24 protein-coding genes are annotated in these 22604 nt (G+C 68.2%); 13 read left to right on the forward strand and 11 right to left on the reverse strand.

Translation table 11 applies throughout. The features are described 5' to 3' along the window. Positions 1-104: 104 nt before the first annotated feature. A complete protein-coding gene (locus tag HSX43_RS03875; RefSeq protein ID WP_179378792.1) occupies positions 105-1532 on the reverse strand; it encodes a UdgX family uracil-DNA binding protein in 1428 nt (475 codons plus the stop codon). Position 1533: 1 nt separating this feature from the next. Next, positions 1534-2763, reverse strand: coding sequence for a putative DNA modification/repair radical SAM protein (locus tag HSX43_RS03880; protein ID WP_179378793.1), 1230 nt, complete (start codon positions 2761-2763; stop codon positions 1534-1536). Positions 2764-3022: 259 nt separating this feature from the next. Between HSX43_RS03880 and HSX43_RS03885 the strand changes: the two genes are divergently transcribed. The 3 genes from HSX43_RS03885 to HSX43_RS03895 are packed head-to-tail and all read left to right on the forward strand — an operon-like array spanning position 3023 to position 4883. Next, positions 3023-3526 carry a hypothetical protein gene (locus tag HSX43_RS03885; protein ID WP_179378794.1) on the forward strand — a complete coding sequence of 168 codons (504 nt, stop codon included), beginning with the start codon at positions 3023-3025 and terminating at the stop codon, positions 3524-3526. Between the two features lie 38 nt (positions 3527-3564). Next, positions 3565-3918, forward strand: a complete 354-nt coding sequence (locus tag HSX43_RS03890) for a phage holin family protein (RefSeq protein WP_179378795.1) — start codon at positions 3565-3567, stop codon at positions 3916-3918. Beyond that, entirely contained in the window at positions 3918-4883 is a 966-nt protein-coding gene (locus HSX43_RS03895; RefSeq protein WP_179378796.1) for a DUF3618 domain-containing protein, read from the forward strand. Before HSX43_RS03890 ends, HSX43_RS03895 begins: the two co-directional genes overlap by 1 nt. A gap of 61 nt (positions 4884-4944) precedes the next feature. Here HSX43_RS03895 and HSX43_RS03900 read toward each other — a convergent pair whose 3' ends face one another. Then, a complete protein-coding gene (locus tag HSX43_RS03900) occupies positions 4945-5289 on the reverse strand; it encodes a RidA family protein (protein ID WP_179378797.1) in 345 nt (114 codons plus the stop codon). A gap of 64 nt (positions 5290-5353) precedes the next feature. Here HSX43_RS03900 and HSX43_RS03905 point away from each other — a divergent pair, with 64 nt between their 5' ends. After that, positions 5354-5728, forward strand: a complete 375-nt coding sequence (locus tag HSX43_RS03905; RefSeq protein ID WP_179378798.1) for a rhodanese-like domain-containing protein — start codon at positions 5354-5356, stop codon at positions 5726-5728. A gap of 4 nt (positions 5729-5732) precedes the next feature. Here the strand turns inward: HSX43_RS03905 and HSX43_RS03910 are convergent, their stop codons facing one another. From HSX43_RS03910 to gloB, 3 genes are all read right to left on the reverse strand, one after another. Then, positions 5733-6641, reverse strand: a complete 909-nt coding sequence (locus HSX43_RS03910) for a M23 family metallopeptidase (RefSeq protein WP_179378799.1) — start codon at positions 6639-6641, stop codon at positions 5733-5735. A 49-nt stretch (positions 6642-6690) separates the two neighbouring features. Continuing rightward, positions 6691-9027: an ATP-dependent Clp protease ATP-binding subunit ClpA gene (gene clpA, locus HSX43_RS03915; RefSeq protein WP_179378800.1), complete on the reverse strand. Its 2337-nt coding sequence runs from the start codon at positions 9025-9027 to the stop codon at positions 6691-6693. 158 nt (positions 9028-9185) lie between these two features. Next, complete coding sequence (gloB, locus tag HSX43_RS03920; RefSeq protein ID WP_235962494.1) at positions 9186-9971, reverse strand: hydroxyacylglutathione hydrolase; 786 nt, start codon at positions 9969-9971, stop codon at positions 9186-9188. 61 nt (positions 9972-10032) lie between these two features. Here gloB and HSX43_RS03925 point away from each other — a divergent pair, with 61 nt between their 5' ends. After that, positions 10033-10788, forward strand: a complete 756-nt coding sequence (locus HSX43_RS03925) for a class I SAM-dependent methyltransferase (RefSeq protein ID WP_179378801.1) — start codon at positions 10033-10035, stop codon at positions 10786-10788. Positions 10789-10896: 108 nt separating this feature from the next. After that, the gene (locus tag HSX43_RS03930; protein ID WP_179378802.1) at positions 10897-11361 is read left to right on the forward strand and encodes a GNAT family N-acetyltransferase; all 465 of its coding nucleotides are present in this window, start codon (positions 10897-10899) and stop codon (positions 11359-11361) included. Here HSX43_RS03930 and HSX43_RS03935 read toward each other — a convergent pair. Further along, positions 11358-11654: a CBU_0592 family membrane protein gene (locus HSX43_RS03935; protein ID WP_179378803.1), complete on the reverse strand. Its 297-nt coding sequence runs from the start codon at positions 11652-11654 to the stop codon at positions 11358-11360. The genes HSX43_RS03930 and HSX43_RS03935 overlap by 4 nt on opposite strands. Before the next feature lie 353 nt (positions 11655-12007). On the opposite strand from HSX43_RS03935, the gene HSX43_RS03940 reads away from it, so the two are divergent. The 7 genes from HSX43_RS03940 to HSX43_RS03970 all read left to right on the forward strand — a co-directional run bounded on the left by HSX43_RS03940 (position 12008) and on the right by HSX43_RS03970 (position 18369). Continuing rightward, positions 12008-12568 (forward strand): F0F1 ATP synthase subunit delta, encoded by a 561-nt coding sequence (locus HSX43_RS03940; RefSeq protein ID WP_179378804.1) that lies wholly within the window; start codon positions 12008-12010, stop codon positions 12566-12568. Continuing rightward, positions 12568-14106 (forward strand): F0F1 ATP synthase subunit alpha, encoded by a 1539-nt coding sequence (atpA, locus tag HSX43_RS03945; RefSeq protein WP_179378805.1) that lies wholly within the window; start codon positions 12568-12570, stop codon positions 14104-14106. Before HSX43_RS03940 ends, atpA begins: the two co-directional genes overlap by 1 nt. Before the next feature lie 12 nt (positions 14107-14118). Then, the gene (locus tag HSX43_RS03950) at positions 14119-14994 is read left to right on the forward strand and encodes a F0F1 ATP synthase subunit gamma (RefSeq protein ID WP_179378806.1); all 876 of its coding nucleotides are present in this window, start codon (positions 14119-14121) and stop codon (positions 14992-14994) included. A 17-nt stretch (positions 14995-15011) separates the two neighbouring features. Next, complete coding sequence (gene atpD, locus HSX43_RS03955) at positions 15012-16436, forward strand: F0F1 ATP synthase subunit beta (protein WP_179378807.1); 1425 nt, start codon at positions 15012-15014, stop codon at positions 16434-16436. Between the two features lie 3 nt (positions 16437-16439). After that, the gene (locus HSX43_RS03960; protein WP_179378808.1) at positions 16440-16847 is read left to right on the forward strand and encodes a F0F1 ATP synthase subunit epsilon; all 408 of its coding nucleotides are present in this window, start codon (positions 16440-16442) and stop codon (positions 16845-16847) included. A gap of 144 nt (positions 16848-16991) precedes the next feature. Next, positions 16992-17342: an H-type lectin domain-containing protein gene (locus tag HSX43_RS03965; RefSeq protein WP_179378809.1), complete on the forward strand. Its 351-nt coding sequence runs from the start codon at positions 16992-16994 to the stop codon at positions 17340-17342. Between the two features lie 49 nt (positions 17343-17391). Further along, a complete protein-coding gene (locus HSX43_RS03970) occupies positions 17392-18369 on the forward strand; it encodes a type I glyceraldehyde-3-phosphate dehydrogenase (protein ID WP_179378810.1) in 978 nt (325 codons plus the stop codon). Here HSX43_RS03970 and HSX43_RS03975 read toward each other — a convergent pair. Genes HSX43_RS03975 through HSX43_RS03990 form a run of 4 tightly spaced genes read right to left on the reverse strand, consistent with a single transcriptional unit; the run spans position 18353 to position 22604 of the window. Next, on the reverse strand, positions 18353-20248 hold the full coding sequence (locus tag HSX43_RS03975) for a beta-galactosidase (RefSeq protein ID WP_179378811.1): 1896 nt from the start codon (positions 20246-20248) through the stop codon (positions 18353-18355). The two genes, HSX43_RS03970 and HSX43_RS03975, sit on opposite strands and share 17 nt — an antisense overlap. Beyond that, positions 20245-21108 carry an SMP-30/gluconolactonase/LRE family protein gene (locus HSX43_RS03980; RefSeq protein WP_179378812.1) on the reverse strand — a complete coding sequence of 288 codons (864 nt, stop codon included), beginning with the start codon at positions 21106-21108 and terminating at the stop codon, positions 20245-20247. Before HSX43_RS03980 ends, HSX43_RS03975 begins: the two co-directional genes overlap by 4 nt. Continuing rightward, entirely contained in the window at positions 21105-21725 is a 621-nt protein-coding gene (locus HSX43_RS03985) for a 2-dehydro-3-deoxy-6-phosphogalactonate aldolase (RefSeq protein WP_179378813.1), read from the reverse strand. The genes HSX43_RS03980 and HSX43_RS03985 overlap by 4 nt, the downstream gene beginning before the upstream one ends. After that, positions 21726-22604 carry a 2-dehydro-3-deoxygalactonokinase gene (locus tag HSX43_RS03990; RefSeq protein ID WP_179378814.1) on the reverse strand — a complete coding sequence of 293 codons (879 nt, stop codon included), beginning with the start codon at positions 22602-22604 and terminating at the stop codon, positions 21726-21728.

A 22604-nucleotide genomic window follows, 5' to 3' on the forward strand; every position in this document is an offset into this window, starting at 1 on the left:
CCACAGGCGGAGGGCAGAGTTCCGTCTCTGGACGGCCTGCTGTGCTGAGTTTGCGGGAATTGGCCGAGACTTTTCGCAGGTGCAGCATTATCCCGCCGAATTGCCTAATTATCGAGCAGTTCCGATATGCGGGACAAATCGGACCGGACGTCAGCCATGGCCCGATCGCGGCTCTCGGGGTCGGGGAGTCGCAGCAGATAGCTGGGGTGAAGCGTCACGAGGAGCGGGCGGCCGTCCCGTGTCTGCTCCAGCCCGCCGCGGCGCTTGAGGAGGCCGCGCCCGTCGCCGGTCAGGGCGTGGAGCGCGGTGGCCCCCATGGCGACGACGAGCTCGGGATCGACGCTCGCCAGCTCCCGGTCGAGCCACCAGCGGCAGGCGCTGATCTCGCCCGCGTCGGGGCGCTGATGGAGGCGGCGTTTGCCGCGCTGGGTGAATTTGAAGTGTTTCACGGCATTGGTGACGTAAGCCGCGCTGCGGTCGAGTTTCGCCTCGGCGGCCAGCCGGTCGAACATCTGGCCGGCGGGGCCGACGAAGGGACGGCCGGCGACATCCTCCTGATCGCCGGGCTGCTCCCCCACGATCATCAGGGCCGCGTCCGCCGGTCCCTCGCCCGGCACGGCCTGCGTGGCCGGGCCGTGGAGCGGACAGCGGGTGCAGGCCGCAAGGTCGCGTCCGAGATCCGACAGATGTGCCGGAGCGAAGAGCCCTGGCATCGGGCGGTTCGCGTTCTTCTCCTTGCGCCGGGCGGTGTTCGGCGCGGGAGCGGTCGCCCCGGCTTCCTGCATCGCGGTCATGCGGGTGCGGGCATTTGCGATGAGGGCGGGAATCGCCGCGGTCTCGGGCATGTTCCGCCAGTATTTCTTGGGCATTTCGGCGCGCATGGCGTCGGGCTTCAGTCGGGCGGGGTTGAAGATGTTGCTGTAGTAGGTCGTCCAGAGCTGCTCCAGCGGGTCGCTCGCCTCGGGGCGCAGGCTGTCGACGGCCTCCAGCGTGAGGGTGCGGCCGTGGTAGCGGATGGTCACCTCGGGGGTCACGATCGTCCAGTCCATGTCGCCGAACCGGTTGACGAAGAAATCGGCGACAGGCTCCTCTATGCGGTGGGTCGGCTCGAACCAGGCGGTGAAGCGGCGTTTGCCCTCAGTGTCGGGAACTTCGCGGAAGCGGACGAAGGCGTGCATCTTGTGCAGGTCGCGGTGGATCGCCTTGGCGATGTCGCGGGCTTCGGCCACCTGCGGATCGGCGCGGTTCGACAGGAGTTTCGGCGTGTCCTGCAACCGCACGAGCAGGGCATAGGCGAGGGTCAGGCCCCGGCCCGAACGCTCGGGGATCAGGCTGCGGCTGAGGTCGGCGAAGCTCTTGGGGACGCGCAGGTCGCCGCGGTTGACGGGCAGCGGGGCGTCGAACATGGAGGCGTCGCCGCCCTCCAGTCCCCAATCGACGGCTGCCGTCGGGATTTCGGCACGCGCCAGCCGTCGCGCCGTCTCGCGCCAGGCGGCGTAGGTGCCGATGCGGGGCAGGCGCGGGGCGTACACGCTAGAAGAGTTCCATCTGCCTGGGCTTCACGAAGCGAGCGCGCAGGTCGGCGGCGTCGAGCATCTGACCCGGCGTATGGCCGCGCGCGACGACGAAGGACGACGCCTGTTTCACGCGGCCGCCCATGCGGCGGATATCTTCGAGCGTGAGCGCGCCGTTGCGACGGGCCGAAAGGATGCGCTGCACGATCTTGGTGCCGAAGCCGGGCACGCGCAGCAGCGTCTCCTTGTCGGCGCGGTTGACGTCGACGGGGAAACGGTCGCGGTGGGCGAGGGCCCAGGCGAGCTTGGGGTCGACGTCGAGGTCGAGCATGCCGCCCGCATCCCGCGTGACGATCTCGTCGAGGCCGAAGTCGTAGAACCGCAGGAGCCAATCCGCCTGATAGAGCCGGTGTTCGCGCATCAGGGGCGGATCGACCAACGGCAGCACCGCGCTGGCGTCGGGAATGGGCGAGAAGGCGGAGTAGTAGACGCGCTTCAGCCCGTAGGCCCCGTAGAGGCGGTTCGCATTGCCGAGGATCGTGGCGTCGTCCGACGGGTCGGCCCCGACGATCATCTGGGTGGACTGGCCCGCGGGCGCGAACTTGCCGCGCCTGCGCCCGGTGTAGGAGCGCTCGGAATAATCCTCCTTGGTCAGCCGCACCTTGCCCATGGCCCCGCGGATGCCGACCGGGTCTTTCTCGGGGGCGTATGTCTTGACGCTGGCGTCTGTCGGCAGCTCCACGTTGATCGAGAGTCGGTCGGCGGCGAGGCCCGCGCGTTCGATCAATCCGGCGCTGGCCTCGGGGATGGTCTTGAGGTGGATGTAGCCGCGGAAGCCGCTTTCCCGCAGCTTTTCGGCGATGCGCACCATCTCCTCCATCGTGTAGTCCGAGGACTTCACGATACCGGACGACAGGAACAATCCCTCGATGTAGTTGCGGCGGTAGAATTCGGTGGTAAGCCAGACGACCTCCTCCACCGTGAAGCGCGCGCGGGGTACGTTGGACGACACGCGGTTCACGCAATAGGCGCAGTCGTAGACGCAATAATTGGTCATCAGGATCTTCAGCAGCGAGATGCAGCGGCCGTCGGGCGCATAGGCGTGGCAGATGCCGGAGCCGGTGGTCGAGCCCAGCCCCTTGCCATCGCGCGAGCCGCGTTTCGTCGTCCCGGACGAGGCGCAACTCGCATCGTATTTCGCCGCATCCGACAGCAGCGCAAGTTTCTCCTGAAGCGTCATCTTCGCCATGTCGTTCACATTATGTTCTCAATCGGAAGCAGGCAAGGGCCGGACCTGCGACGGAACATCCCGCCGACTGTAGCGTTGGACCGGCGAACTCAAACGTGAGCAATCGCCTTCTGCGCGATGCCTCCCAATCCGAAAGGACATCCCATGCACAGCATTTTCTACATCATCGGTGTCGTCGTCGTGGCTCTGGCCGTCGTGAACTTCGTCGCCTGACGCAGGGGAGCGCGCTTCCACCCATTCTCAACACAGGAGTTTCGACATGTCGGCACAGATGACGAACGGTAAGGTTGCGCCCCAGTCCAGCGGCGCGACGTCCATGCCCCCGAAGGACGACCCGGTCGCGGAGGCCCGCGCAGCCGCGGAAGAGACCGGAGCCGCCGCGAAAGACCGCGCGGAAAGCCTCGGCGAGACGGCGAAGGCCGAAGCGGGCCGCCTGGCGCGCGAAGCGAAGGCCGCGGCAGAGACGCGTACCGAGCGCGCAAAGCTGGATGCGACGGCCCGGATCGACGAGACGGCGGGCAACATCCGGGATGCGGGCCGGCAATTCGGAGCGGACAGCTATCAGGCGCAGGCGGCGGATTACCTGGCCGACAACCTGATGCACGCCGCCGACCGGATCCGCGCGCAGGATCTCGACAGCATCGCGCATGATGCGAGCGACTTCGCGCGGCGCAACCCGGCGGTCGTGCTGGGCGGTGCGGCCCTCCTCGGGTTCGCGGCGGCACGTCTTCTGAAGGCTTCGAGCCGGGGCGGTCCGGCATGAACGATCAGTCGACCCCCCCGAAAGGGCCTGCAGGGCTGATGGGCGACGTTCTGGCCCATATCACGGCCCTGATCCGCAAGGAATTCGATCTGGCGCGGGCCGAGATGTCCGAAAACATCAACCGCGCCGGTGTCGCCATTGGTCTTCTGGTCGGTGCCCTAGTCGTCGCGCTCGTCGCGCTCAACGTGCTGGCCGGCGCACTCGTCGCCGGGATCGCGGAACTCGGCCTTTCGCCCGGTTGGGCGGCGCTGGCCGTCGGCGGCGTGATGGCCATGGTCGCCGCAGCCATGGTCGCCAAGGGAGTGCGGGATCTCAAGCTCACGAGCCTCGCACCCAGCCGGATGGCCAAGAACGTTCGTCGCGATGCGGATATGGTGAAGGAGACATTCTGATGACGAAGGATCAGTCCCCGGACGATATCGAACGTGACATCGAAGCGGAACGTGCCGCGCTGGCGCGCTCGCTCGATGCGTTGCAACGACAGCTTTCGCCGGAAGCGATGATGGATCAGGTCAGCAGCTTCGCACGCGAAAACGGCAGCGAACTGGCCGATAACGCGATGCGCAAGGCACGGGAAAATCCGCTGGCACTCGCCCTGACCGGAGCCGGCCTTGCCTGGTTGATCGCCGGCCCGGCGAAGCGGGTCCATGCGCCCGCGCCCCGGACTGCTGCGGTGGGCTACGATGACCGCGATTACGAGCAAGTCGACGGGCTGCGAACGGAGGAGCCATCCGAAAGTTTCGAGGCGCGCCTGGCGCGGCTCGAGCAAGACGACTTCGACCCGGCCGTCCACGCAGGCGCAATGCCACCGCGTCGGCCGAAGACCGAAACTTCGCGCGGCGAGCAGAGCCTGCGCGACCGCCTGATGGAGGGAACCGAAATGATGACCGAAGCTGCACGAGAGCGCGTGATCGCCGCGCGCGAGGCCGCGATTGCCGCCGAACGCCGCCTTGAGGCGCGCGCCCGGGACTATGGTCACGCGGGCCGGGAGGCTTATGACAGTCAGCCGCTCATCGGAGTGCTGGTCGCCTTCGGTGTCGGCGCACTGGCCGGTGCGCTCCTGCCGCGGACACGGACGGAAGATGCCTATCTCGGCGAGACGCGCGATCGTGCGGTCGCCGAAGCCGAGCGTATCTATCTGGCCGAGGCGGCGAAGCTGCGTGCGGTGGCCGACGCGGCGATGGCCGAGGCCCGTGCGACCGCGACCGAGGCATTCCATGAGGTGAAGCGAGAGGTGCCGACCGGCGAGGCCGCTGTCGATACCGTCGAGGGCAAGGCGCGGGCCGCGCTCGATCGGACGGCGAAGGCGGCGAAATCGGAGGCCGAAAAGCAGGATCTCGGCAGTTCGATCAACTGATTGCCGCGTCCGGACTTTTGGGGCCGCGTCCTTTCCGGGGCGCGGCCTTTTCCGTGCCCGTTCAGGCGGCTGCGACCACGATCACCTCGACCCGCAGAGTATCGCGGGCGAGGCGCGCTTCGCCACAGGCGCGGGCGGGGGCCTGACCGGCGGGCACCCAGGCATCCCAGACGGCGTTCATCTCGGCGAAATCGTCCATGTCGGCGAGCCAGATCGTCGCCTGCAGAAGGCGCGATCTGTCGGAGCCGGCCTCCGCCAGGAGGGCATCGACCTTGTCGAGGCAGGATTGCGTCTGCGCGGCGACGGTCTCGCCGTCGCCGACCTGTCCGGCGAGATAGATCGTCTCGCCGTGGGTGACGATCTGGCTCATGCGAGGGGTCGTATGGTGGCGGGCGATGTCGGTCATGGGGTGTTTCCGGTCAAATCGCGGCAGGGTTGCGCCGGCCGAGCGACGGGGTCAAGATCGCGCCATGAAGACAGCCGAAGAGATGGTCGCCGCGGCCCGCGCGCGGATCGAGGAATGGGACGCCGCGCGCCTGAAGGCGACGCCGGAGGCCGTGATCGTGGACATCCGCGATGTTCGGGAGCGGGCGAAGGGCAAGATCCCGGGCTCGGTCCATGCGCCCCGCGGTATGCTGGAGTTCTGGTGGGATCCGACCTCGCCCTACCACCGGGAGGTCTTCGCCGGGCCCGGTCCCTACGTGCTGCATTGCGCGTCGGGCTGGCGCTCGGCGCTCGCGACGGCCACGCTGACCGACATGGGCTTCGAGGTGGCGCACCTGCGCGGCGGGATGGCCGAATGGGTCGAAGCCGGCGGCGAGGTCGAGGTGCCGGAGGAGGAATAGCGCCTCACTTCAGCGGAACCACCGTCTCGATCCGGTCGATTTCCACGCCGTCGCGCATCAGGCGGGCCGTGCCCGTGTAGTCTCCGCCGCGCCATCGCGCCGCGCTGAGCCTGCGCCCCGCCGCACGAAAGAGCTGGGCCTGCGTGCGGTCGAGCGCGACTTCGCTGGCGAAGACCTCCTGCCCTGCCGGGCCGGTGATCCGCAGGTCGATGATATCGCCCGCGCGGCCCCCGAACAGCGAGACCCAGATCACGAGCGCCGGCGCGGTGACGGGCAGTGTCCGCGCGTCGGCCGTTCCTGCCTTGATCGCCTCGTAATCGGGCACCGCGTCGGCGAAGCCCGCGGCGAGGAAACCGCCGGGTTCGTAGGCGGGTGGATCGGCCCAAAGACCGGCGGGGAAAGGATCAACGACCGTACCGTCGCGGCGGACGGTCATGTGGACATGGGGAAACTCGGTCCGTCCCGTCAGGCCGATCTCGCCCAGCGGATCGCCTGCGCGGACCGTGTCACCGGTGGCGACCCGCAGGCTGCCGTTGGCGAAATGACAGAGCTGTGTTTCCCAGCCCTTGCCGTGGTCGATGGCGACGCCGTTGCCGCAATCCTGCCTCGTGGGCGAGGTGCCGTCGGGCACGCCGTCGCGCACGCCGCGGATGCGGCCTGCCGCTGGGGCGAGGACCGGGACGCCGGCCTCCATCGCTTCGCGGTCGGCGACGCGGAAGTCGGTGCCCTGATGCCCGTCGTAGGAGAGCGGGCCGCCCCGGTGGTCGCGCGCGCCGGGGCCCGGATCGACATCGACGTATTGCTGAATGAAGCAGGTCTCGCCCAGCGTGCAGTCGAGCGGCAGGCGCAGCTGCAAGTCCTGTGCGGCGGCGGGGCCGGCGGCGAGGAGGAGGAGGGCGAGGCGGATCGTCATCGGGAGGCAGAAACGAACAAGGCCCCCGGTCGGGGGCCTTGCCATGTCGTCAGTCCGCCGTCAGGAGCGGGGGCTTCTTGTTGGAGATCTTCCCCGGGCCCGGCTCGGTAATGCGCAGGTCGAGCTTGCCGTCCTTCACGCCCACCTTCACCAGGCCGCCCTTGGCGAGCTTGCCGAAGAGGAGTTCCTCGGCGAGGGGTTTCTTGATGTGCTCCTGGATAACGCGGCCGAGCGGGCGCGCGCCCATCTTGTCGTCGTAGCCCTTGTCGGCGATCCATTCGGCGGCCGCCTTGGTCAGTTCGATCGAGACGTTGCGGTCGAGGAGCTGTGCCTCGAGCTGCAGGACGAACTTCTCAACGACCTGAAGGATCGTGTCCTTTGGCAGGGCCCCGAAGCTGATGATCGCGTCGAGACGGTTGCGGAACTCGGGCGTGAACGTGCGCTCGATGGCGGCGGTATCCTCGCCTTCGCGCTTTGTCCGGCCAAAGCCCAGCGGCTCCCGCGCGGCGTCGGAGGCCCCGGCGTTCGACGTCATGATGAGCACCACGTTGCGGAAGTCGACCGTCCGGCCGTTGTGATCAGTCAGCTTGCCGTGATCCATCACCTGCAGAAGGATGTTGAACACGTCCGGATGCGCCTTCTCGATCTCGTCGAGGAGGAGAACGCAGTGCGGATGCTGGTCCACGCCGTCGGTGAGCATGCCGCCCTGATCGAAGCCGACATAGCCCGGAGGCGCGCCGATCAGGCGCGAGACGGCGTGCTTTTCCATGTATTCCGACATGTCGAAGCGCAGCATTTCGACGCCGAGCGTATCGGCCAGCTGCTTGGCCACCTCCGTCTTGCCGACGCCGGTGGGGCCCGCAAAGAGGTAGTTGCCGATGGGCTTTTCGGGTTCGCGCAGGCCGGCGCGGGCCAGCTTGATCGCGGACGACAGCGCCTCGATCGCCGGGTCCTGCCCGAAGACCACGCGCTTGAGCGAGCCCTCGAGGTCACGCAGCACCTCGGCATCGTCCTTCGACACGTTCTTCGGGGGGATGCGCGCGATCTTGGCGACGACGTCCTCGATCTCCTTGATGCCGATGGTCTTGCGCCGCTTGCTCTCGGCCACGAGCGCCTGGGCCGCGCCCGCCTCGTCGATCACGTCGATCGCCTTGTCGGGCAGCTTGCGGTCGTTGATGTAGCGGGCCGAAAGCTCCACCGCGGACTTGATCGCGTCGGCGGTGTATTTGATCGAGTGGTGATCCTCGAAGTAGGACTTGAGCCCCTTCAGGATCTTGACCGTGTCCTCGACCGTCGGCTCGTTCACGTCGATCTTCTGGAACCGGCGGCTGAGCGCGCGATCCTTCTCGAAGTGCTGACGGAACTCCTTGTAGGTCGTGGAGCCCATGGTGCGCAGCTTGCCGCCCGCGAGCGCGGGTTTCAGCAGGTTCGACGCATCCATCGCGCCGCCCGAGGTGGCACCCGCGCCGATGACGGTGTGGATCTCATCGATGAAGAGCACCGCGTCGGGGTGATCCTCGAGCTCGGTGACGACGGCCTTCAGCCGCTCCTCGAAGTCACCGCGGTAGCGGGTGCCGGCAAGGAGTGCGCCCATGTCGAGCGAGTAGATTGTGGCCCCCGAGAGCACGGCGGGCACTTCGCCCTGCACGATCTTGCGCGCGAGACCTTCCGCGATCGCGGTCTTGCCGACGCCCGGATCACCCACGAGGAGCGGGTTGTTCTTGCGACGGCGGCAGAGCACCTGAATGCAGCGTTCGACCTCGTGGGCTCGGCCGATCAGGGGGTCGACATCGCCCTTCTCGGACTTCTTGTTGAGATCGACGGTGTATTTCGCGAGCGCGCTCTCGCGGTTCTCCGACGGGTTCGGGCCGGACTGCTCGGTCTCGCCGAAGCTCTCGCTCTCGTCGTCGGGGCCCTGCACGGGGCGGTGCTCGCCGAACTCCGGGTCCTTGGCGACGCCGTGGGCGATGAAGTTGACCGCGTCGTAGCGGGTCATGTCCTGCTCCTGCAGGAAGTAGGCGGCGTTCGACTCCCGCTCGGCAAAGATGGCGACGAGGACGTTGGCACCCGTCACCTCCGTCCGGCCCGACGACTGGACGTGGATGGCCGCACGCTGGATGACGCGCTGGAAGGCGGCGGTCGGCACGGCCTCGGACCCCTCGACGTCGGTGACGAGGGTGGAGAGGTCGTCCTCGATGAATTCCTCGACCGACTTCTTCAATTCGCCGAGGTCGACGCCGCAGGCCTGCATCACGCGTGCGGCGTCGGGTTCGTCGATGAGGACGAGGAGCAGATGCTCCAGCGTGGCCAGTTCGTGACGGCGGGCGTTGGCCTGAGCCAGGGCTGCGTGGATGGCTTGCTCAAGGGTATTCGAGAATGAGGGCATATCGCTCTCCTGCCTGTATGCGACCACGGGAGTATGACCGCTGTTTCTTTAAGTTTTGGTTGTCGGAGGCTCCGCTTCAAGCCTTTTTCGCCCTTCGTCGCCGTTCCGTGACCGCGTGGTGACCGGGCAACGCCCGCGAATTGGGCCATAGCGACGCATCAGAAGGCATCCTTTGCACGGCGCGCGGCCGCGAAGGTGTCAACGTCGGGGGCACCGGTTGTGTCGGTGGCGGCCTTCAGCGCGGGGTCGTGGGCGCGCAGGAAGGGGTTGGTGTCACGTTCGAGACCGAGCGGCGACGGAACGGTGGGACGGCCCCCGGCCCGCATCGCATCGACCTCTGTCTTTCGAGAAATAAGCGCGGGATTGTCCGGTTCAAGGGAGAGCGCGAAGGCGAGGTTCGTCTGCGTGTACTCGTGCCCGGATGCGATGAGCGTCCCGTCGGACAGATCCGCGAATTGCGCGAGGCTCGCGTGCATCTGCGCGGGCGTCCCCTCGAAGAGCCGGCCGCAGCCGCCGACCATCAGGCTGTCGCCGGTGAAGGCGATGCCGTCGAAGAGGAAGGCGATGTGACCGATGGTGTGCCCGGACACGTCCCAGACCCGCGCCGTCGCGCCGCCGATCTCGATGCTGTCGCCGGGGGCGAGGGCATGGTCGAGCGCCGGCAGGCGATGCGCGTCTGCGGCCGCCCCCCAGACCTGCGCGCCCGTTGCCTCGACGATCCCGGCAACGCCGTCGACGTGGTCGGGGTGGTGATGCGTCAGGAGGATGTCGGTGATCGTCCAGCCCTGCGCCTCGGCCGCCTCCAGCAGGGGCGCGGCGCGGGCGGCGTCGACGGAGACGACGCGGTCGCCCGCGCGGAACAGGTAGCCATAGTTGTCGAGCAGGTCGGGGAAGCGGTCCCGCAGCATGGGGACGACGACGAGGGTTTCTGCGATCGCGGTCATGGTATTCCTCCGTTTCGCGGGTAAGCATGGCAGGAACGAAAGAAGGGGCAACGCGAAATCCATGCATCTCGACGTGCTCGACCTGCGACAGTTCTACTATCGCACCCGGCTCGGCCGGGCGGCGCAGAAGGCGGTGCGCGACCGCCTCGTCGCGCTCTGGCCCGAGGCGAAGGGGCAGACGGTCGCGGGCTTCGGCTTCGCGGTGCCGCTCCTGCGGCCCTACCTGCCGCAGGCGCGGCGGGTGATCGGGCTGATGCCCGGGCCGCAGGGCGTGATGCGCTGGCCCGCGGGGCAGGCCAATGTCTCGACCCTCGTGGAGGAGACCCTCTGGCCGCTCGAGACGGGGGCGGTCGACAAGCTCGTCTTGCTTCACGGGCTGGAGACGTCGGAGAACCCGACGGCGGTGCTCGAGGAGTGCTGCCGCGTGCTGGGGCCCGGCGGACGGGCCGTCTTCATCGTGCCGAACCGCTCGGGCCTCTGGGCGCGGCGCGACCGGACGCCCTTCGGTTTCGGCCGGCCCTATTCGCTGGGTCAGCTCGAGGCGCAGGTGAAGCGCGCCGGGCTCATCCCCGAACGCCATGCCGCGGCCCTCTTCGCCCCTCCGAGCGAGAACAAGTTCTGGCTGCGCGTCGGCAATTGGGTCGAGCGACTGGGCCAGCGGCTCTCGCGGTCGGGTGGGGGCGGCGTGATCCTGCTGGAAGTGTCGAAACAGGTGCCGGCGCGGCCGCGCACCGGCCTCGCCTCCCGCGTGCGTGAGCCGTTGCGCGTGCTCGAGGGCGTGCCGGAGCCCGTCGCCGCGGGCCGAAGCGGGGGTTGACCGCCGCAGGCCGTAGAGGCACGGAGAACGTGTTTTCGGTATTCGGCCCTGCCGCCGCACCGGCCTCCCCCGGGCCGGCCTTCTGACGTTTGACCGGAAGACCATCCGATGATCCCGATCCGAACCGCGCGGCCCGACGACCGCGACGCCATCCTGTCCGTCGCCGAGACGAGCGGGCTTTTCGCGCCCGAAGAGGTGCCTTTCCTCGCCGAGACCTTCGACGGCTGGTCGCCCGACGCGTCCGACGATCCGCGCTTCTGGCTCCTGTCGGAAGATGGTGCGGCTGCCGCGGCGGTCGTGCCGCAGCCGCTGTCGGACAATGCGTGGAACCTGCAATTCCTGGCCGTCGCGCGGGACCGGCAGCGCGGGGGGCTCGGTCGGGCGATGTTGCGCGCCGTCGAGGCGCGGCTGGCGGAGGTGCAGGCTCGCCTTCTTCTGATCGACACCGCCTCGGGATCGGAGCAGGCCGCGGCGCGGGCCCTCTATGCAGCGGAGGGCTATGCGCAGGTCGGGCAGGTGCCGGGCTACTACGGTCCGGGCATCGACCGCGTGACCTTCGCGCGGCGGCTCTAGCGCAGGGGCCGCAGCCGGTGGGAGGGCCGGCTGCGGCGCAACCGGACGGCGATGCTCAGCACGCTCACCAGGATCCAGAACGCCTGGATCATCAGGGAGGCGAAGTTGAACGAGGTGTTGAGCGAGATCAGGACGAGCGTGGCCGCCGCCAGGTTGAGGAGGAAATAGGGCACCGAGTCCCCCGAGAGCCGTCGCCCCGCGAGGAGCGTGTAGGACGCCATGTAGAGGATCGCGCCGAGGAGGCCGAGGTTGCCCTCGTAGGTGTCGGGCAGATGCGCGATGAGATCGGTCATGGACCCTTGCCTCCGCTTCGGTCGGTGCGTTTCGATGAAGAGGATATAGGCCGCGCACGATCCGCCGCGCGAGTAAGGGAAACCGTAGTTTACGCGGTCGCGGGCCGCGTCACCCGGCGCGGCTCGCGTGCTCCGCACGAATCGTCGCGCAAGGACGGCGGCACGGGCGTTGGCTGCCGGCCCGATGGCCCGCGCGAAAGCGCCGGCTATGCGGCGTTCGGGCGCTGTTGCAGGGTGCGGACCCCTCTGCTAGAGGGGGCGCGATTTCGTGATCCGGCCCTTATGGGTGCGGGTCTTCTGGGGGTCGCGCAACGCGTGTCGCGCGGGCCCCGCAGACTGTCGAAAGGGTGGACGTGTCCGAACCAGCTTCGATTTCGACGGGGATTGCCGCGCGCTATGCGCAGGCCGTCTTCGACCTCTGCCGCGAGAGCGGCGATCTCAAGACCCTGGCGGCGGACGTCGCCGCGCTCGACGAAGCGATCAAGGGCTCGCCCGACCTGCGCGACGTGATGACGTCGCCGATCCTTAGCCGCGAGGAGCAAGGCAACGCGATCGGAGCCGTCGCTGCCAAGATGGGTCTGGGCGACGTGCTGGCGAACACGTTGAAGCTGATGGCCTCGAAACGCCGTCTCTTCGTTGCGCCGCAGATGGTGCGCGCGCTGCAGGAGATGCTGGCCGAGGACGCGGGCGAGGTCACCGCCGAGGTGCGCGCTGCCAAGGCCCTTACCAAGACGCAGTCCGACAAGCTGGCGAAGGCGCTCAAGGCCTCGACCGGCAAGGACGTGAACCTAGATGTCACCATCGACGACCACCTGATCGGCGGTCTCGTGGTCAAGATCGGCTCGCAGATGATCGACACGTCGGTCCGCGCGAAGCTCAATGCACTTCAGAATACGATGAAAGAGGTCCGGTAATGGCGATCCAGGCTGCGGAAATCTCCGCGATCCTCAAAGATCAGATCAAGAATTTCGGACAGGATGCCGAAGTCGCCGAGGTCGGCCGCGTGCTGTCCGTCGGTGACGGTATCGCCCGCGTCTACGGTCTCGACAACGTCCAGGCCGGCGAGATGGTCGAATTTCCCGGCGGCATTCAGGGCATGGCCCTGAACCTCGAGAGCGACAACGTCGGCTGCGTGATCTTCGGCTCGGACCGGGACATCAAGGAAGGCGACACCGTCAAGCGCACGAACTCCATCGTGGACGTGCCCGCCGGTGACGAACTGCTGGGCCGCGTCGTCGACGGTCTCGGCAACCCGCTGGACGGCAAGGGGCCGATCAACGCCTCCGAACGCCGCGTCGCCGACGTGAAGGCCCCGGGCATCATCCCGCGCAAGTCGGTGCACGAGCCGATGGCCACCGGCCTCAAGGCCGTGGACGCCATGATCCCGATCGGCCGCGGGCAGCGCGAGCTCATCATCGGTGACCGCCAGACCGGCAAGACCGCCGTGGCGCTCGACGCGATCCTGAACCAGGCCTCCTACAACAAGGCTGCCGGTGACGACGAATCGAAGAAGCTCTACTGCATCTATGTTGCCGTCGGTCAGAAGCGCTCGACCGTGGCGCAGCTGGTGAAGCGCCTCGAAGAGTCGGGCGCGATCGAGTATTCCACCGTCGTCGCCGCGACCGCCTCCGACCCGGCCCCCATGCAGTTCCTGGCGCCCTACGCAGCGACCGCCATGGCCGAGTACTTCCGCGACAACGGCCGCCACGCGCTCATCATCTACGATGACCTCTCCAAGCAGGCCGTGGCCTACCGCCAGATGTCGCTCCTGCTGCGCCGTCCGCCGGGCCGCGAAGCCTATCCGGGCGATGTCTTCTATCTCCACTCCCGTCTGCTGGAGCGGTCGGCGAAGCTCAACGAGGAGAACGGAGCCGGCTCGCTGACGGCGCTGCCGATCATCGAGACGCAGGGCGGCGACGTGTCGGCGTTCATCCCGACGAACGTGATCTCGATCACCGACGGTCAGATCTTCCTCGAGACGGAACTCTTCTATCAGGGCATCCGCCCGGCCGTGAACACCGGTCTGTCGGTGTCGCGCGTGGGTTCCTCGGCGCAGACGAAGGCGATGTCCTCGGTCGCGGGCCCCGTGAAGCTCTCGCTCGCGCAGTATCGCGAGATGGCGGCCTTCGCGCAGTTCGGCTCGGACCTCGACGCCTCGACGCAGCAACTCCTGAACCGGGGCGCGCGCCTCACCGAGCTGATGAAGCAGCCGCAGTACTCGCCGCTCACCAACGCGGAGATCGTCTGCGTCATCTACGCGGGCACGAACGGCTACCTCGACAAGGTCGCCGTCAAGGACGTGGGCCGCTGGGAGCAGGGGCTTCTCAACCACCTGCGCTCCAAGCATCAGGACCTGCTGGACGACATCACCAACAATGATCGCAAGGTGAAGGACGAGCTGGCCGAGAAGGTCAGTGCGGCCATCGACGGTTTCGCCGCGAACTTCGGGTAAGGGGGCAGAGCCATGCCTTCGCTGAAGGACCTCAAGAACCGGATCGAGAGCGTGAAATCCACGCGCAAGATCACCAAGGCCATGCAGATGGTCGCGGCGGCCAAGCTCCGCCGTGCCCAGGATGCGGCCGAGGCGGCCCGGCCCTACACGGAGCGGTTCAATGCCGTTCTGGGTGGGCTGGCCGCGTCGGTCGGCGACAGCGATACCGCGCCGAAGCTCCTCTCGGGGACGGGGGCGGACAAGGTGCACCTGCTCGTCGTGATGACCGCCGAGCGCGGGCTTTGCGGTGGCTTCAACGCCAACATCGCCAAGCTTGCCAAGAGCCATGCCGACAAGCTTCTGGCCGAGGGCAAGACCGTCAAGATCCTGACGGTGGGCAAGAAGGGCCGGGAGAGCCTCAAGCGCGGCTACGCCGACTACAACGTCGGCCATGTCGACCTCTCGGAGGTCAAGCGGATCGGCTATTCCGACGCCGCCGGCATTGCCGCGGACGTGCTCAAGCGCTTCGACGACGGCGAGTTCGACGTCGCGACGATCTTCTACGCACAGTTCCAGTCGGTCATCAGCCAAGTCCCGACGGCCCAGCAGATCATTCCCGCGTCGTTCGAGGACGGGGAAGGCGCGGAAGCCTCGACGCTCTACGATTACGAGCCCAGCGAGGAGGCCATCCTGGCCGACCTGCTGCCGCGTGGCGTGGCGACGCAGATCTTCGCGGCGCTGCTGGAGAACGGGGCGTCCGAGCAGGGCGCGCGGATGTCGGCGATGGACAACGCGACGCGCAACGCGGGCGAGATGATCGAGCAGCTGACGATCCAGTACAACCGATCGCGTCAGGCCGTCATCACCAACGAGCTGATCGAAATCATTTCGGGCGCTGAGGCGCTCTGACGAAACGGAGAGACGACATGGCAAACGCAGTCGGCAAAATCACCCAGGTCATCGGCGCCGTCGTGGACGTTCAGTTCACCGACGCCCTGCCCGAGATTCTCAACGCGCTGGAATGCGAGAACGACGGCAAGCGCCTCGTCCTCGAAGTGGCGCAGCACCTCGGCGAGAACACGGTCCGCACCATCGCGATGGACGCGACCGAGGGCCTCGTGCGCGGCCAGGACGTGACCGACACCGGGGCCGCGATCATGGTGCCCGTGGGCACCGCCACGCTCGGCCGCATCCTGAACGTCACGGGTGAGCCCATCGACGAGAAGGGCCCGGTCGAGGCCGAGGAGACCCGCGCCATCCACCAGCCCGCGCCCGACTTCGCCGATCAGGCGACCGAGGCCGAGGTCCTGGTGACGGGCATCAAGGTCATCGACCTGCTGGCTCCCTACTCGAAGGGCGGCAAGATCGGCCTCTTCGGCGGTGCGGGCGTCGGCAAGACGGTTCTCATCCAGGAACTCATCAACAACATCGCCAAGGTGCACTCGGGTCTGTCGGTCTTCGCCGGCGTGGGCGAGCGCACGCGCGAGGGCAACGACCTCTACCACGAGATGATCGAGTCGGGCGTTCTGACCCCCGACAACCTCCCCGACTCCAAGATCGCGCTGGTCTTCGGCCAGATGAACGAGCCGCCGGGTGCCCGTGCCCGTATCGCGCTGACCGGCCTGACCATGGCCGAGCAGTTCCGCGACGCGACCGGTGCCGACGTGCTGTTCTTCGTCGACAACATCTTCCGCTTCACGCAGGCCGGCTCCGAGATGTCGGCGCTTCTGGGCCGTATCCCGTCGGCCGTGGGCTACCAGCCGACGCTGGCCACCGACATGGGCGACATGCAGGAGCGGATCACTTCCACGAAGAACGGCTCGATCACCTCGATCCAGGCTGTCTACGTGCCCGCCGACGACCTGACCGACCCGGCCCCGGCGACGACCTTCGCCCACCTCGACGCGACGACGGTTCTCAACCGCGCCATCTCGGAGCTCGGCATCTACCCGGCCGTGGACCCGCTCGACTCCACCTCGCGCCTGATGGATCCGCAGATCCTGGGCGAGGAGCACTACCAGGTCGCGCGTGACGTGCAGGGCATCCTCCAGCGCTACAAGTCGCTGCAGGACATCATCGCGATCCTCGGGATGGACGAGCTTTCGGAAGAGGACAAGCTGACCGTCGCGCGCGCCCGCAAGATCCAGCGCTTCCTGTCGCAGCCCTTCGACGTCGCCAAGGTCTTTACCGGCTCGGACGGCGTCCAGGTGCCGCTCGAGGACACGATCTCGTCGTTCAAGGCCGTGGTCGCGGGTGAATATGATCACCTGCCCGAGGGGGCCTTCTACATGGTCGGCGGCATCGACGAGGTGAAGGCCAAGGCCGAGCGCATGGCCGCGGAGGCTGCGTAAGCCATGCAGTTCGAACTCGTCTCACCCGAGCGGCGGCTGGCGTCCACCGAGGACGCCACGGCCGTGCGCATCCCCGGCGCGGACGGGGACATGACCGCGATGGCCGACCATGCGCCGACCATCACCAGCCTGCGCCCCGGCGTCCTGACGGTCGAGACGTCGGGCGGCGAGGAAAGCTACGCCGTGACCGGCGGCTTCGCCGAGATCGGCGCGGGCGTCACCGTGCTGGCCGAGCGCGCGCTTCCGGTGGCCGATGTCACGCAGGAGGTCTTCGACGACTGGGTGTCCGAGGCGCGCACCGCACGCGACAACGCGCCGTCGGATGCCGTGGACGCGGCGACGAAGCTCTTGGCCGACATGGTTGCCGTGGGCGACCACATCGGCTTGAACTCGAACCAGGCCAACCTCTGAGGTCGGTCGGACCGCCGATTTGTCGGTAACGTGTTCTCGAAGGCCCCGTCGGATTCGGCGGGGCCTTTGCATTTTAACGATTTTTTGACGTAGATTGCCGCAGGCTCCGGCCGAAGGTTGTTGTTTCCCCAAGGGCCAGGCCCCATGCGCAGATTGTCCAACCATGTCATCGGCATCCAGCAGGGCAGCCGCGTGATGTTCTCGGACTTCGAGGACGGCGGACAGATGTGGACGGGCTCCGGCCCGCGAGAGGCGCGCGTGCGTGTGGAATTCGAGGAGCCGTTCAAGACCGTTCCGGCGATCCTGACGGGGCTGGCGATGTTCGACATGGACGAGGGCTCGAACCAGCGGGCGGATCTCAGCCACGGCAACGTCACGGTGACCGGTTTCGACCTCGTCTTCCGCACCTGGGGCGACACCCGCGTCGCCCGCGTCCGCGCCGACTGGACGGCCATCGGTGAGATCCGCGCCGAGGACGAGTGGGAGGTGTATTGAGACATTTGTCTCTTTGACATCCCCGCCACGCGGGCCCCAGACAGGGGCCATGAAGACCTTCATCAACGGGTTCGGACGGATCGGGCGCTCGATCCTGCGGGCGCATCTTCTTGGCGCGGGCGCGGGCGTCGAGATCGTCGGCATCAACGATATCGCGCAACTCGAGACCTGCGCCTATCTCTTCAAGTACGACAGCGTGTTCGGACCCTGGGCGGGACGGGTGGAGACGACGGAAGACGCGCTCGTCATCGACGGGCAGGCTATTTCCTTCCACCGCACGCCGGATCTGCGGACCCTGTCGCTCGGAGGCGTGGACCTCGTGATGGAGTGCACCGGGCGCGCAGAGACGCGCCCCGAGGTCGAGCGGGGCCTGCTGGCGGGTGCGGGCAAGGTGCTGATGTCCGGTCCTTCGGCGGTGGCGGATGCGACCATCGTGATCGGGGCCAACGAGGGCGAGCTATCGCCCGCGCATCGCATCGTCTCGAATGCAAGTTGCACGACCAACGCCGTCGCGCCGCTCCTCGCCGTGCTCGACGCGGCCTTTGGCGTCGAGAGCGGGTCGATGACGACGATCCATTGCTACACCGGTAGCCAGCCGACGGTGGACATGGCGCTCGGCGGCCCGCTCGCGCGCAGCCGGGCGGCGGCGCTGTCGATGGTGCCGACCACGACGAGCGCGGGCCGGCTCGTCGATGCGGTGCTGCCGCATCTGGCGGGGCGGGTGCCTTGTCAGTCGGTGCGCGTGCCGGTGGCCAGTGTCTCGGCGGTCGACCTGTCCTTTCTCCCGGCCCGGCGCGCCAGCGCGGACGACGTCAACGCCGCACTTGCGGGGGCAGGCGGGGTGATCGGGGTGGAGGACGCACCGCTCGTCAGTTCCGATCTACGGGGCCGACCCGAGAGCTATATCCACGCGAGCGGCGAGACCCGCGTGGGTGCCGGTGGATTGATCCGGGTCTTCGGCTGGTACGACAACGAATGGGGCTTCGCCAACCGGATGCTGGACCTCGGGCTCAGGATGGCCGGCTGAGCCGTAGCACGCCCGCGGGCTCGAGCGTGTGGCAGTCGAAATCGATCGGGCGGGAGGCGTAGTTGAAGACAAAGCGTTCCGTCCCGGTGTCGCGGATGCGCAGGCCCTCGGGCAGGTCGAGCGTGGCGAGCCCCGCGGCGTCCGCGATGTCGCGCAGGATGCGCTTCGCGGCGGCACGGTTCGGCCAGCCGGCGAGGTGGTAGCGGCGGTCGGAGCGGAGAAGGACGGGCGAGCCTTCGGTCGTGCGCTCCAGCACTTCGGCCCCGGTCTCCAGATGCTCCAGCCAGAGATCGACGCCGCCCCCCTTTTCGAGGCCGCGCGGGGCCTCGGGCGGGAAGGTTTCCTCCATCACGGAGGTCGCGTCGAGACCGGGCAGGTTCGGGCCCATCGGCGTCGTGAAGCCGAGTTCGGACGTCTTGAGGTCCGTTCGCGGGCCGGTGAGCACGATCCCCTCGGCGGTGTCGATCGCCTTGCGCAGCGGCGCGGAGAGCGTCAGCAGCCCCGGCACCAGCGTCAGCGCATAGCCCTCCAGCGACGCGGTGTCGGGCGGCAGGATATCGACCGACAGCCCCAGCGACCGCAGCGCGCGGTAGAGGTCGAGGCAGAGCGCGAAATGGTCGAAGCCCTGCCCCTGCGGCTGCACCTCCCAGGCCCATTGGGAGGCATAGTCGAAGACGAGCGCGACCGGGGCCTGCGCCGGTACGACGTCCGGCGCGTCGCGCAGCTCGGCGGCCACCTGCGCGGCCTCGGCGAAGCCCGGCGCCTCGGAGGAGTCGGGGCGCAGGAGGCCCGCGTGTTGTTGCTCCTGCGCCTGCGGAAACTGCCGCCAGCGGAACCAGCAGACGGCCTCCGCCCCGTGGGCGAAAGCCTCCCACGACCAGAGGCGCACCATGCCGGGCAGCGGGGCGGGGTTCCACGGGGCCCAGTTCACGGGGCCGGGCTGCTGCTCCATCACCCACCAGCGGCCCCGCCCGCAGGCGCGGTAGAGATCGTGGTGGAACGCCTGGAAATCGGGGTCGCCCTGCCGCAGATAGGCTTGCTGATCGCCACCCGGCACCCGGTCGAGCAGGAAGCCCATGGGGTAGCTGTCCCAGGCGGCGATCTCCATTTGACGTCCGGTGGCGTAATGGTCGAACTCGGTGACGCGGCCCATGTAGTTGTGGCTGATCGGCGCGTCGGAATGTGCGCGGATCGCGGCGACCTGCGCGGCGTTCCATTGCACCACCATGTCCGAGGCGAAGCGGCGGAAGGCGAGGGCATGGCTCGGGTTCGGTTCGGTCACGGTCAGGTTCGGCAGGTCGATCTGATCGAAATGATCGTAGTCCATCGACCAGAAGATGTTGCCCCAGGCCGTATTCAGCGCGGCGATGTCGCCGTAGCGGTCCTTCAGCCAGACGCGGAAGGACTCGCGGGCGACGGGAGAATAGCTGACGACCGTGTCGTGGCAGCCGTATTCGTTATCGGGCTGCCAGGCAGCCACGCGGTCGCCATAACGTTCGGCCATGAGGCCCGCCATACGCGCGGCGTCGTCGCGGTAGCCTGCGTGGGCGAAGTCGTAATGTCGGCGGGAGCCGAAGCCGCGGGGGCGGCCCTCGGCGTCGTGGGCCAGCATGTCGGGATGGCGGTCGAGCATCCAGCGCGGCGGCGTGGCCGAGGGCGTGCCGAGGACCACCGAGAGGCCCGCGCCCGTCAGCACGTCGATCGCGCGGTCGAGCCAGCACCAGTCGTAGTCTCCCGGCCGCGGCTCCAGTCGGGACCAGGCGAACTCGCCGATCCGCACCCAGGTCAGGCCGAGGTCGGCCATGCGGCGCGCGTCCTCCGGCCATTGGGTCTCGGGCCAGTGCTCGGGGTAGTAGCATGTCCCGATGGTGCGCTTCACAGCACGACCTTTCGCTCCGCCACGCCCTTGACCGGCATATCCGCCGCCCATGTCCTCCCGGCACCGGCCTGGTGGGGGGCGTCCGTGTCGGAAATCCCCTGCGTCGCGGAGGTCACGAACATCCGGTCGAGTTTCGGGCCGCCGAACGCGGGGCAGGTGGTCTGTGCGGCCCCGCAGTCGAGCGCCATGCGGAAGCGGCCGTCCGGGCCGTGGCAGGCCACGCGCCACCCGCCCCATTGCGCGACCCAGAGGTTGCCCTGCGCATCGCAGACCGCCCCGTCGGGGGCGAGGCCCACGCCCGAGAAGTCGACGAAGACTTCGGGCTTGCCCGAAGGCCAGCCGGCGCGGTCGATATGCTGCTTCCAGATCGCGCCCCGGGCGGTGTCGGCGAAATAGGCCGTGTCGCCCTCGGGCGAGAAGCAGATGGCGTTCGGGATTGTGATGTCGCGATAGATCTGTCGGACCTCGCCGCGGAAGTAGCGATAGATCGCGCCCGCGCCGTCCTGTCCATCGAGCCCCATCGTCCCGATCCAGAAGCCACCCAGAGGATCGGCGCGGCCGTCGTTGGAGCGGGTCAGCGGGTTGTCGGCTTCAAGGGGGGTGATGATCTCCCGCGCGCCGCTCTCGATGTCGAAGCGCCAGAGCGCGGAGTCTCCGGCGACCATGAGGGTGTCGTTGTCGATCCAGCCCGCTGCGCTGACATGCTCGTCGAAGGTCCATTCGAGGGGCGCATCGCCCTGCCGTGACAGAAGGCGGTTGCCGAGGATGTCGAACCAGAAGAGCTGCTGTCGTTCGGGATGCCAGAGCGGACCTTCGCCAAGGGCGCAGATCCGGCTGTCGTAGACGCCGGCCGTTGTCATGCCGTGACCCCGGACCCCGCGGCCTTGTCATAGGCGGCGACGATGCGTCGGGCGCGCTGCGCGATCTCGTCGATCGACAGGCCCGGCACATAGGCCGCCGTACCGAGGCCGAAGCCGTCTGCCCCGGCGCCGAGCCATTCGGCGAAGTTCTCCGGCCCGGCCCCGCCGACGGCGTAGACGCGCGTCCCGGCCGGCAGGATCGCACGGAGGGCCTTGAGACCACCGGGGCCCGCCATGTTGCCGGGGAAGAGCTTGAGCCCCGTCGCCCCCGCTTTGAGAGCGGCGAAGGCTTCGGTTGGGGTGAAGACCCCGGGCCAGCTTTCGAGGCCAAGGTCGCGGGTCGCGCGGATGACGTCCGCGTCGGCATTGGGCGACACGATGATGCGCCCGCCCGCGTCGGCGACCGATTGCACCTCCGCGACCGAGAGCACGGTACCCGCGCCGATGACGGCGGCGTCGCCGTGGGCCTCGATCATGGATCCGATGGATGTGAGCGGCTCTGGCGAGTTGAGCGGCACCTCGATGGTGGAGATGCCGGCCTCGATGTAGGCCCCGCAGGCGGCGACGGCGTCGGGCGGGGTGATCCCGCGGAGGATGGCGATCAGGGGACGGGTCATTCAGGCATCTCTCAGGACGTTGAGGCCGGCGAAGGTCATCTCGTCGGCGGGTAGCAGCTTCGGGTCGAGGCCCTGCGCGCTCAGGGCGGTGGCATAGGCGCGGGTGGTCTTTTCGGAGCCGGTGATGACGACGTCCCGCCCCAGCCACCAAGGCTTCGTGGCGGCGAGTTCCGCCCCGATCAGGAGGCCGGACAGAATGGCGCGGCCGGTGGCGGCTTCCTGCCCGTGCAGGAGGTCGGCAGCGCGCAGTTCGAACATGCGCGCGGTGAGGAGTTCGGGCTGCGACAGCGTGTCGGAGACGGCGTCGAGAAAGGCCGCCTCGTCCCAGCCATCGCCGGCGAGGGAATGGCGCAGCACGCTCTGGCCGGTGATCGTCGCGAAGAGTTCTCCGGTCATCACGGTGCGGAAGCTCACGATCTCGCCCGCCGAGAGATGCGCCCATTTGGTGTGCGTCCCGGGCAGGCAGGCGACGCCCTCGAAATCGTCGAGGGAGGTGACGATACCGGCGATCTGGGTTTCTTCGCCGCGCATCACGTCGGGATGCGGGTCGAGTTGGCGAACGCCCGGCACGATGGAGACGCGCAGGCGCGGATCGCGGGTCTCGACGCGGGTGAGGTCACCGTCGACGGCGGCGCAGGGCACGGTGCGATAGGTGGCCTCGGCCCAGCCCTGCCGCGCGCCGACCATGCCGCAGGCCAGGATCTCGGTCGGCCCGTCGATCCAGTCGCCGGCGAGGTCCAGCAGCGTCGGTTCGAACGCATCCGGGTCGAGGGTGTTCATGCCGCGATCGCTCTCGCGCGTCTCGCGGGGGCGACCCCCCTCCATGCGGGTGATGCGGAGCGCGGTGGTGCCCCAGTCGACGGCGATCCAGTCTGCCAT

This window comes from Jannaschia marina (genome assembly GCF_013404595.1).
Classification (GTDB): domain Bacteria; phylum Pseudomonadota; class Alphaproteobacteria; order Rhodobacterales; family Rhodobacteraceae; genus Jannaschia; species Jannaschia marina.

Bases quoted from the DNA above. Each gene is read 5' to 3' on its own strand.
- HSX43_RS03935 (WP_179378803.1), bottom strand. From the start codon at position 11,654: ATGACCGATCTCATCGCGCATCTGCCCGACACCTACGAGGGCAACCTC.
- HSX43_RS03980 (WP_179378812.1), bottom strand. From the start codon at position 21,108: ATGACAACGGCCGGCGTCTACGACAGCCGGATCTGCGCCCTTGGCGAA.
- atpA (WP_179378805.1), top strand. From the start codon at position 12,568: ATGGCGATCCAGGCTGCGGAAATCTCCGCGATCCTCAAAGATCAGATC.
- HSX43_RS03890 (WP_179378795.1), top strand. From the start codon at position 3,565: ATGGGCGACGTTCTGGCCCATATCACGGCCCTGATCCGCAAGGAATTC.
- HSX43_RS03965 (WP_179378809.1), top strand. From the start codon at position 16,992: ATGCGCAGATTGTCCAACCATGTCATCGGCATCCAGCAGGGCAGCCGC.
- HSX43_RS03950 (WP_179378806.1), top strand. From the start codon at position 14,119: ATGCCTTCGCTGAAGGACCTCAAGAACCGGATCGAGAGCGTGAAATCC.
- HSX43_RS03900 (WP_179378797.1), bottom strand. From the start codon at position 5,289: ATGACCGACATCGCCCGCCACCATACGACCCCTCGCATGAGCCAGATC.
- clpA (WP_179378800.1), bottom strand. From the start codon at position 9,027: ATGCCCTCATTCTCGAATACCCTTGAGCAAGCCATCCACGCAGCCCTG.
- HSX43_RS03925 (WP_179378801.1), top strand. From the start codon at position 10,033: ATGCATCTCGACGTGCTCGACCTGCGACAGTTCTACTATCGCACCCGG.
- HSX43_RS03905 (WP_179378798.1), top strand. From the start codon at position 5,354: ATGAAGACAGCCGAAGAGATGGTCGCCGCGGCCCGCGCGCGGATCGAG.
- atpD (WP_179378807.1), top strand. From the start codon at position 15,012: ATGGCAAACGCAGTCGGCAAAATCACCCAGGTCATCGGCGCCGTCGTG.
- HSX43_RS03885 (WP_179378794.1), top strand. From the start codon at position 3,023: ATGTCGGCACAGATGACGAACGGTAAGGTTGCGCCCCAGTCCAGCGGC.
- HSX43_RS03895 (WP_179378796.1), top strand. From the start codon at position 3,918: ATGACGAAGGATCAGTCCCCGGACGATATCGAACGTGACATCGAAGCG.
- HSX43_RS03970 (WP_179378810.1), top strand. From the start codon at position 17,392: ATGAAGACCTTCATCAACGGGTTCGGACGGATCGGGCGCTCGATCCTG.
- HSX43_RS03880 (WP_179378793.1), bottom strand. From the start codon at position 2,763: ATGGCGAAGATGACGCTTCAGGAGAAACTTGCGCTGCTGTCGGATGCG.
- HSX43_RS03960 (WP_179378808.1), top strand. From the start codon at position 16,440: ATGCAGTTCGAACTCGTCTCACCCGAGCGGCGGCTGGCGTCCACCGAG.
- HSX43_RS03985 (WP_179378813.1), bottom strand. From the start codon at position 21,725: ATGACCCGTCCCCTGATCGCCATCCTCCGCGGGATCACCCCGCCCGAC.
- HSX43_RS03910 (WP_179378799.1), bottom strand. From the start codon at position 6,641: ATGACGATCCGCCTCGCCCTCCTCCTCCTCGCCGCCGGCCCCGCCGCC.
- gloB (WP_235962494.1), bottom strand. From the start codon at position 9,971: ATGACCGCGATCGCAGAAACCCTCGTCGTCGTCCCCATGCTGCGGGAC.
- HSX43_RS03930 (WP_179378802.1), top strand. From the start codon at position 10,897: ATGATCCCGATCCGAACCGCGCGGCCCGACGACCGCGACGCCATCCTG.
- HSX43_RS03990 (WP_179378814.1), bottom strand. From the start codon at position 22,604: ATGGCAGACTGGATCGCCGTCGACTGGGGCACCACCGCGCTCCGCATC.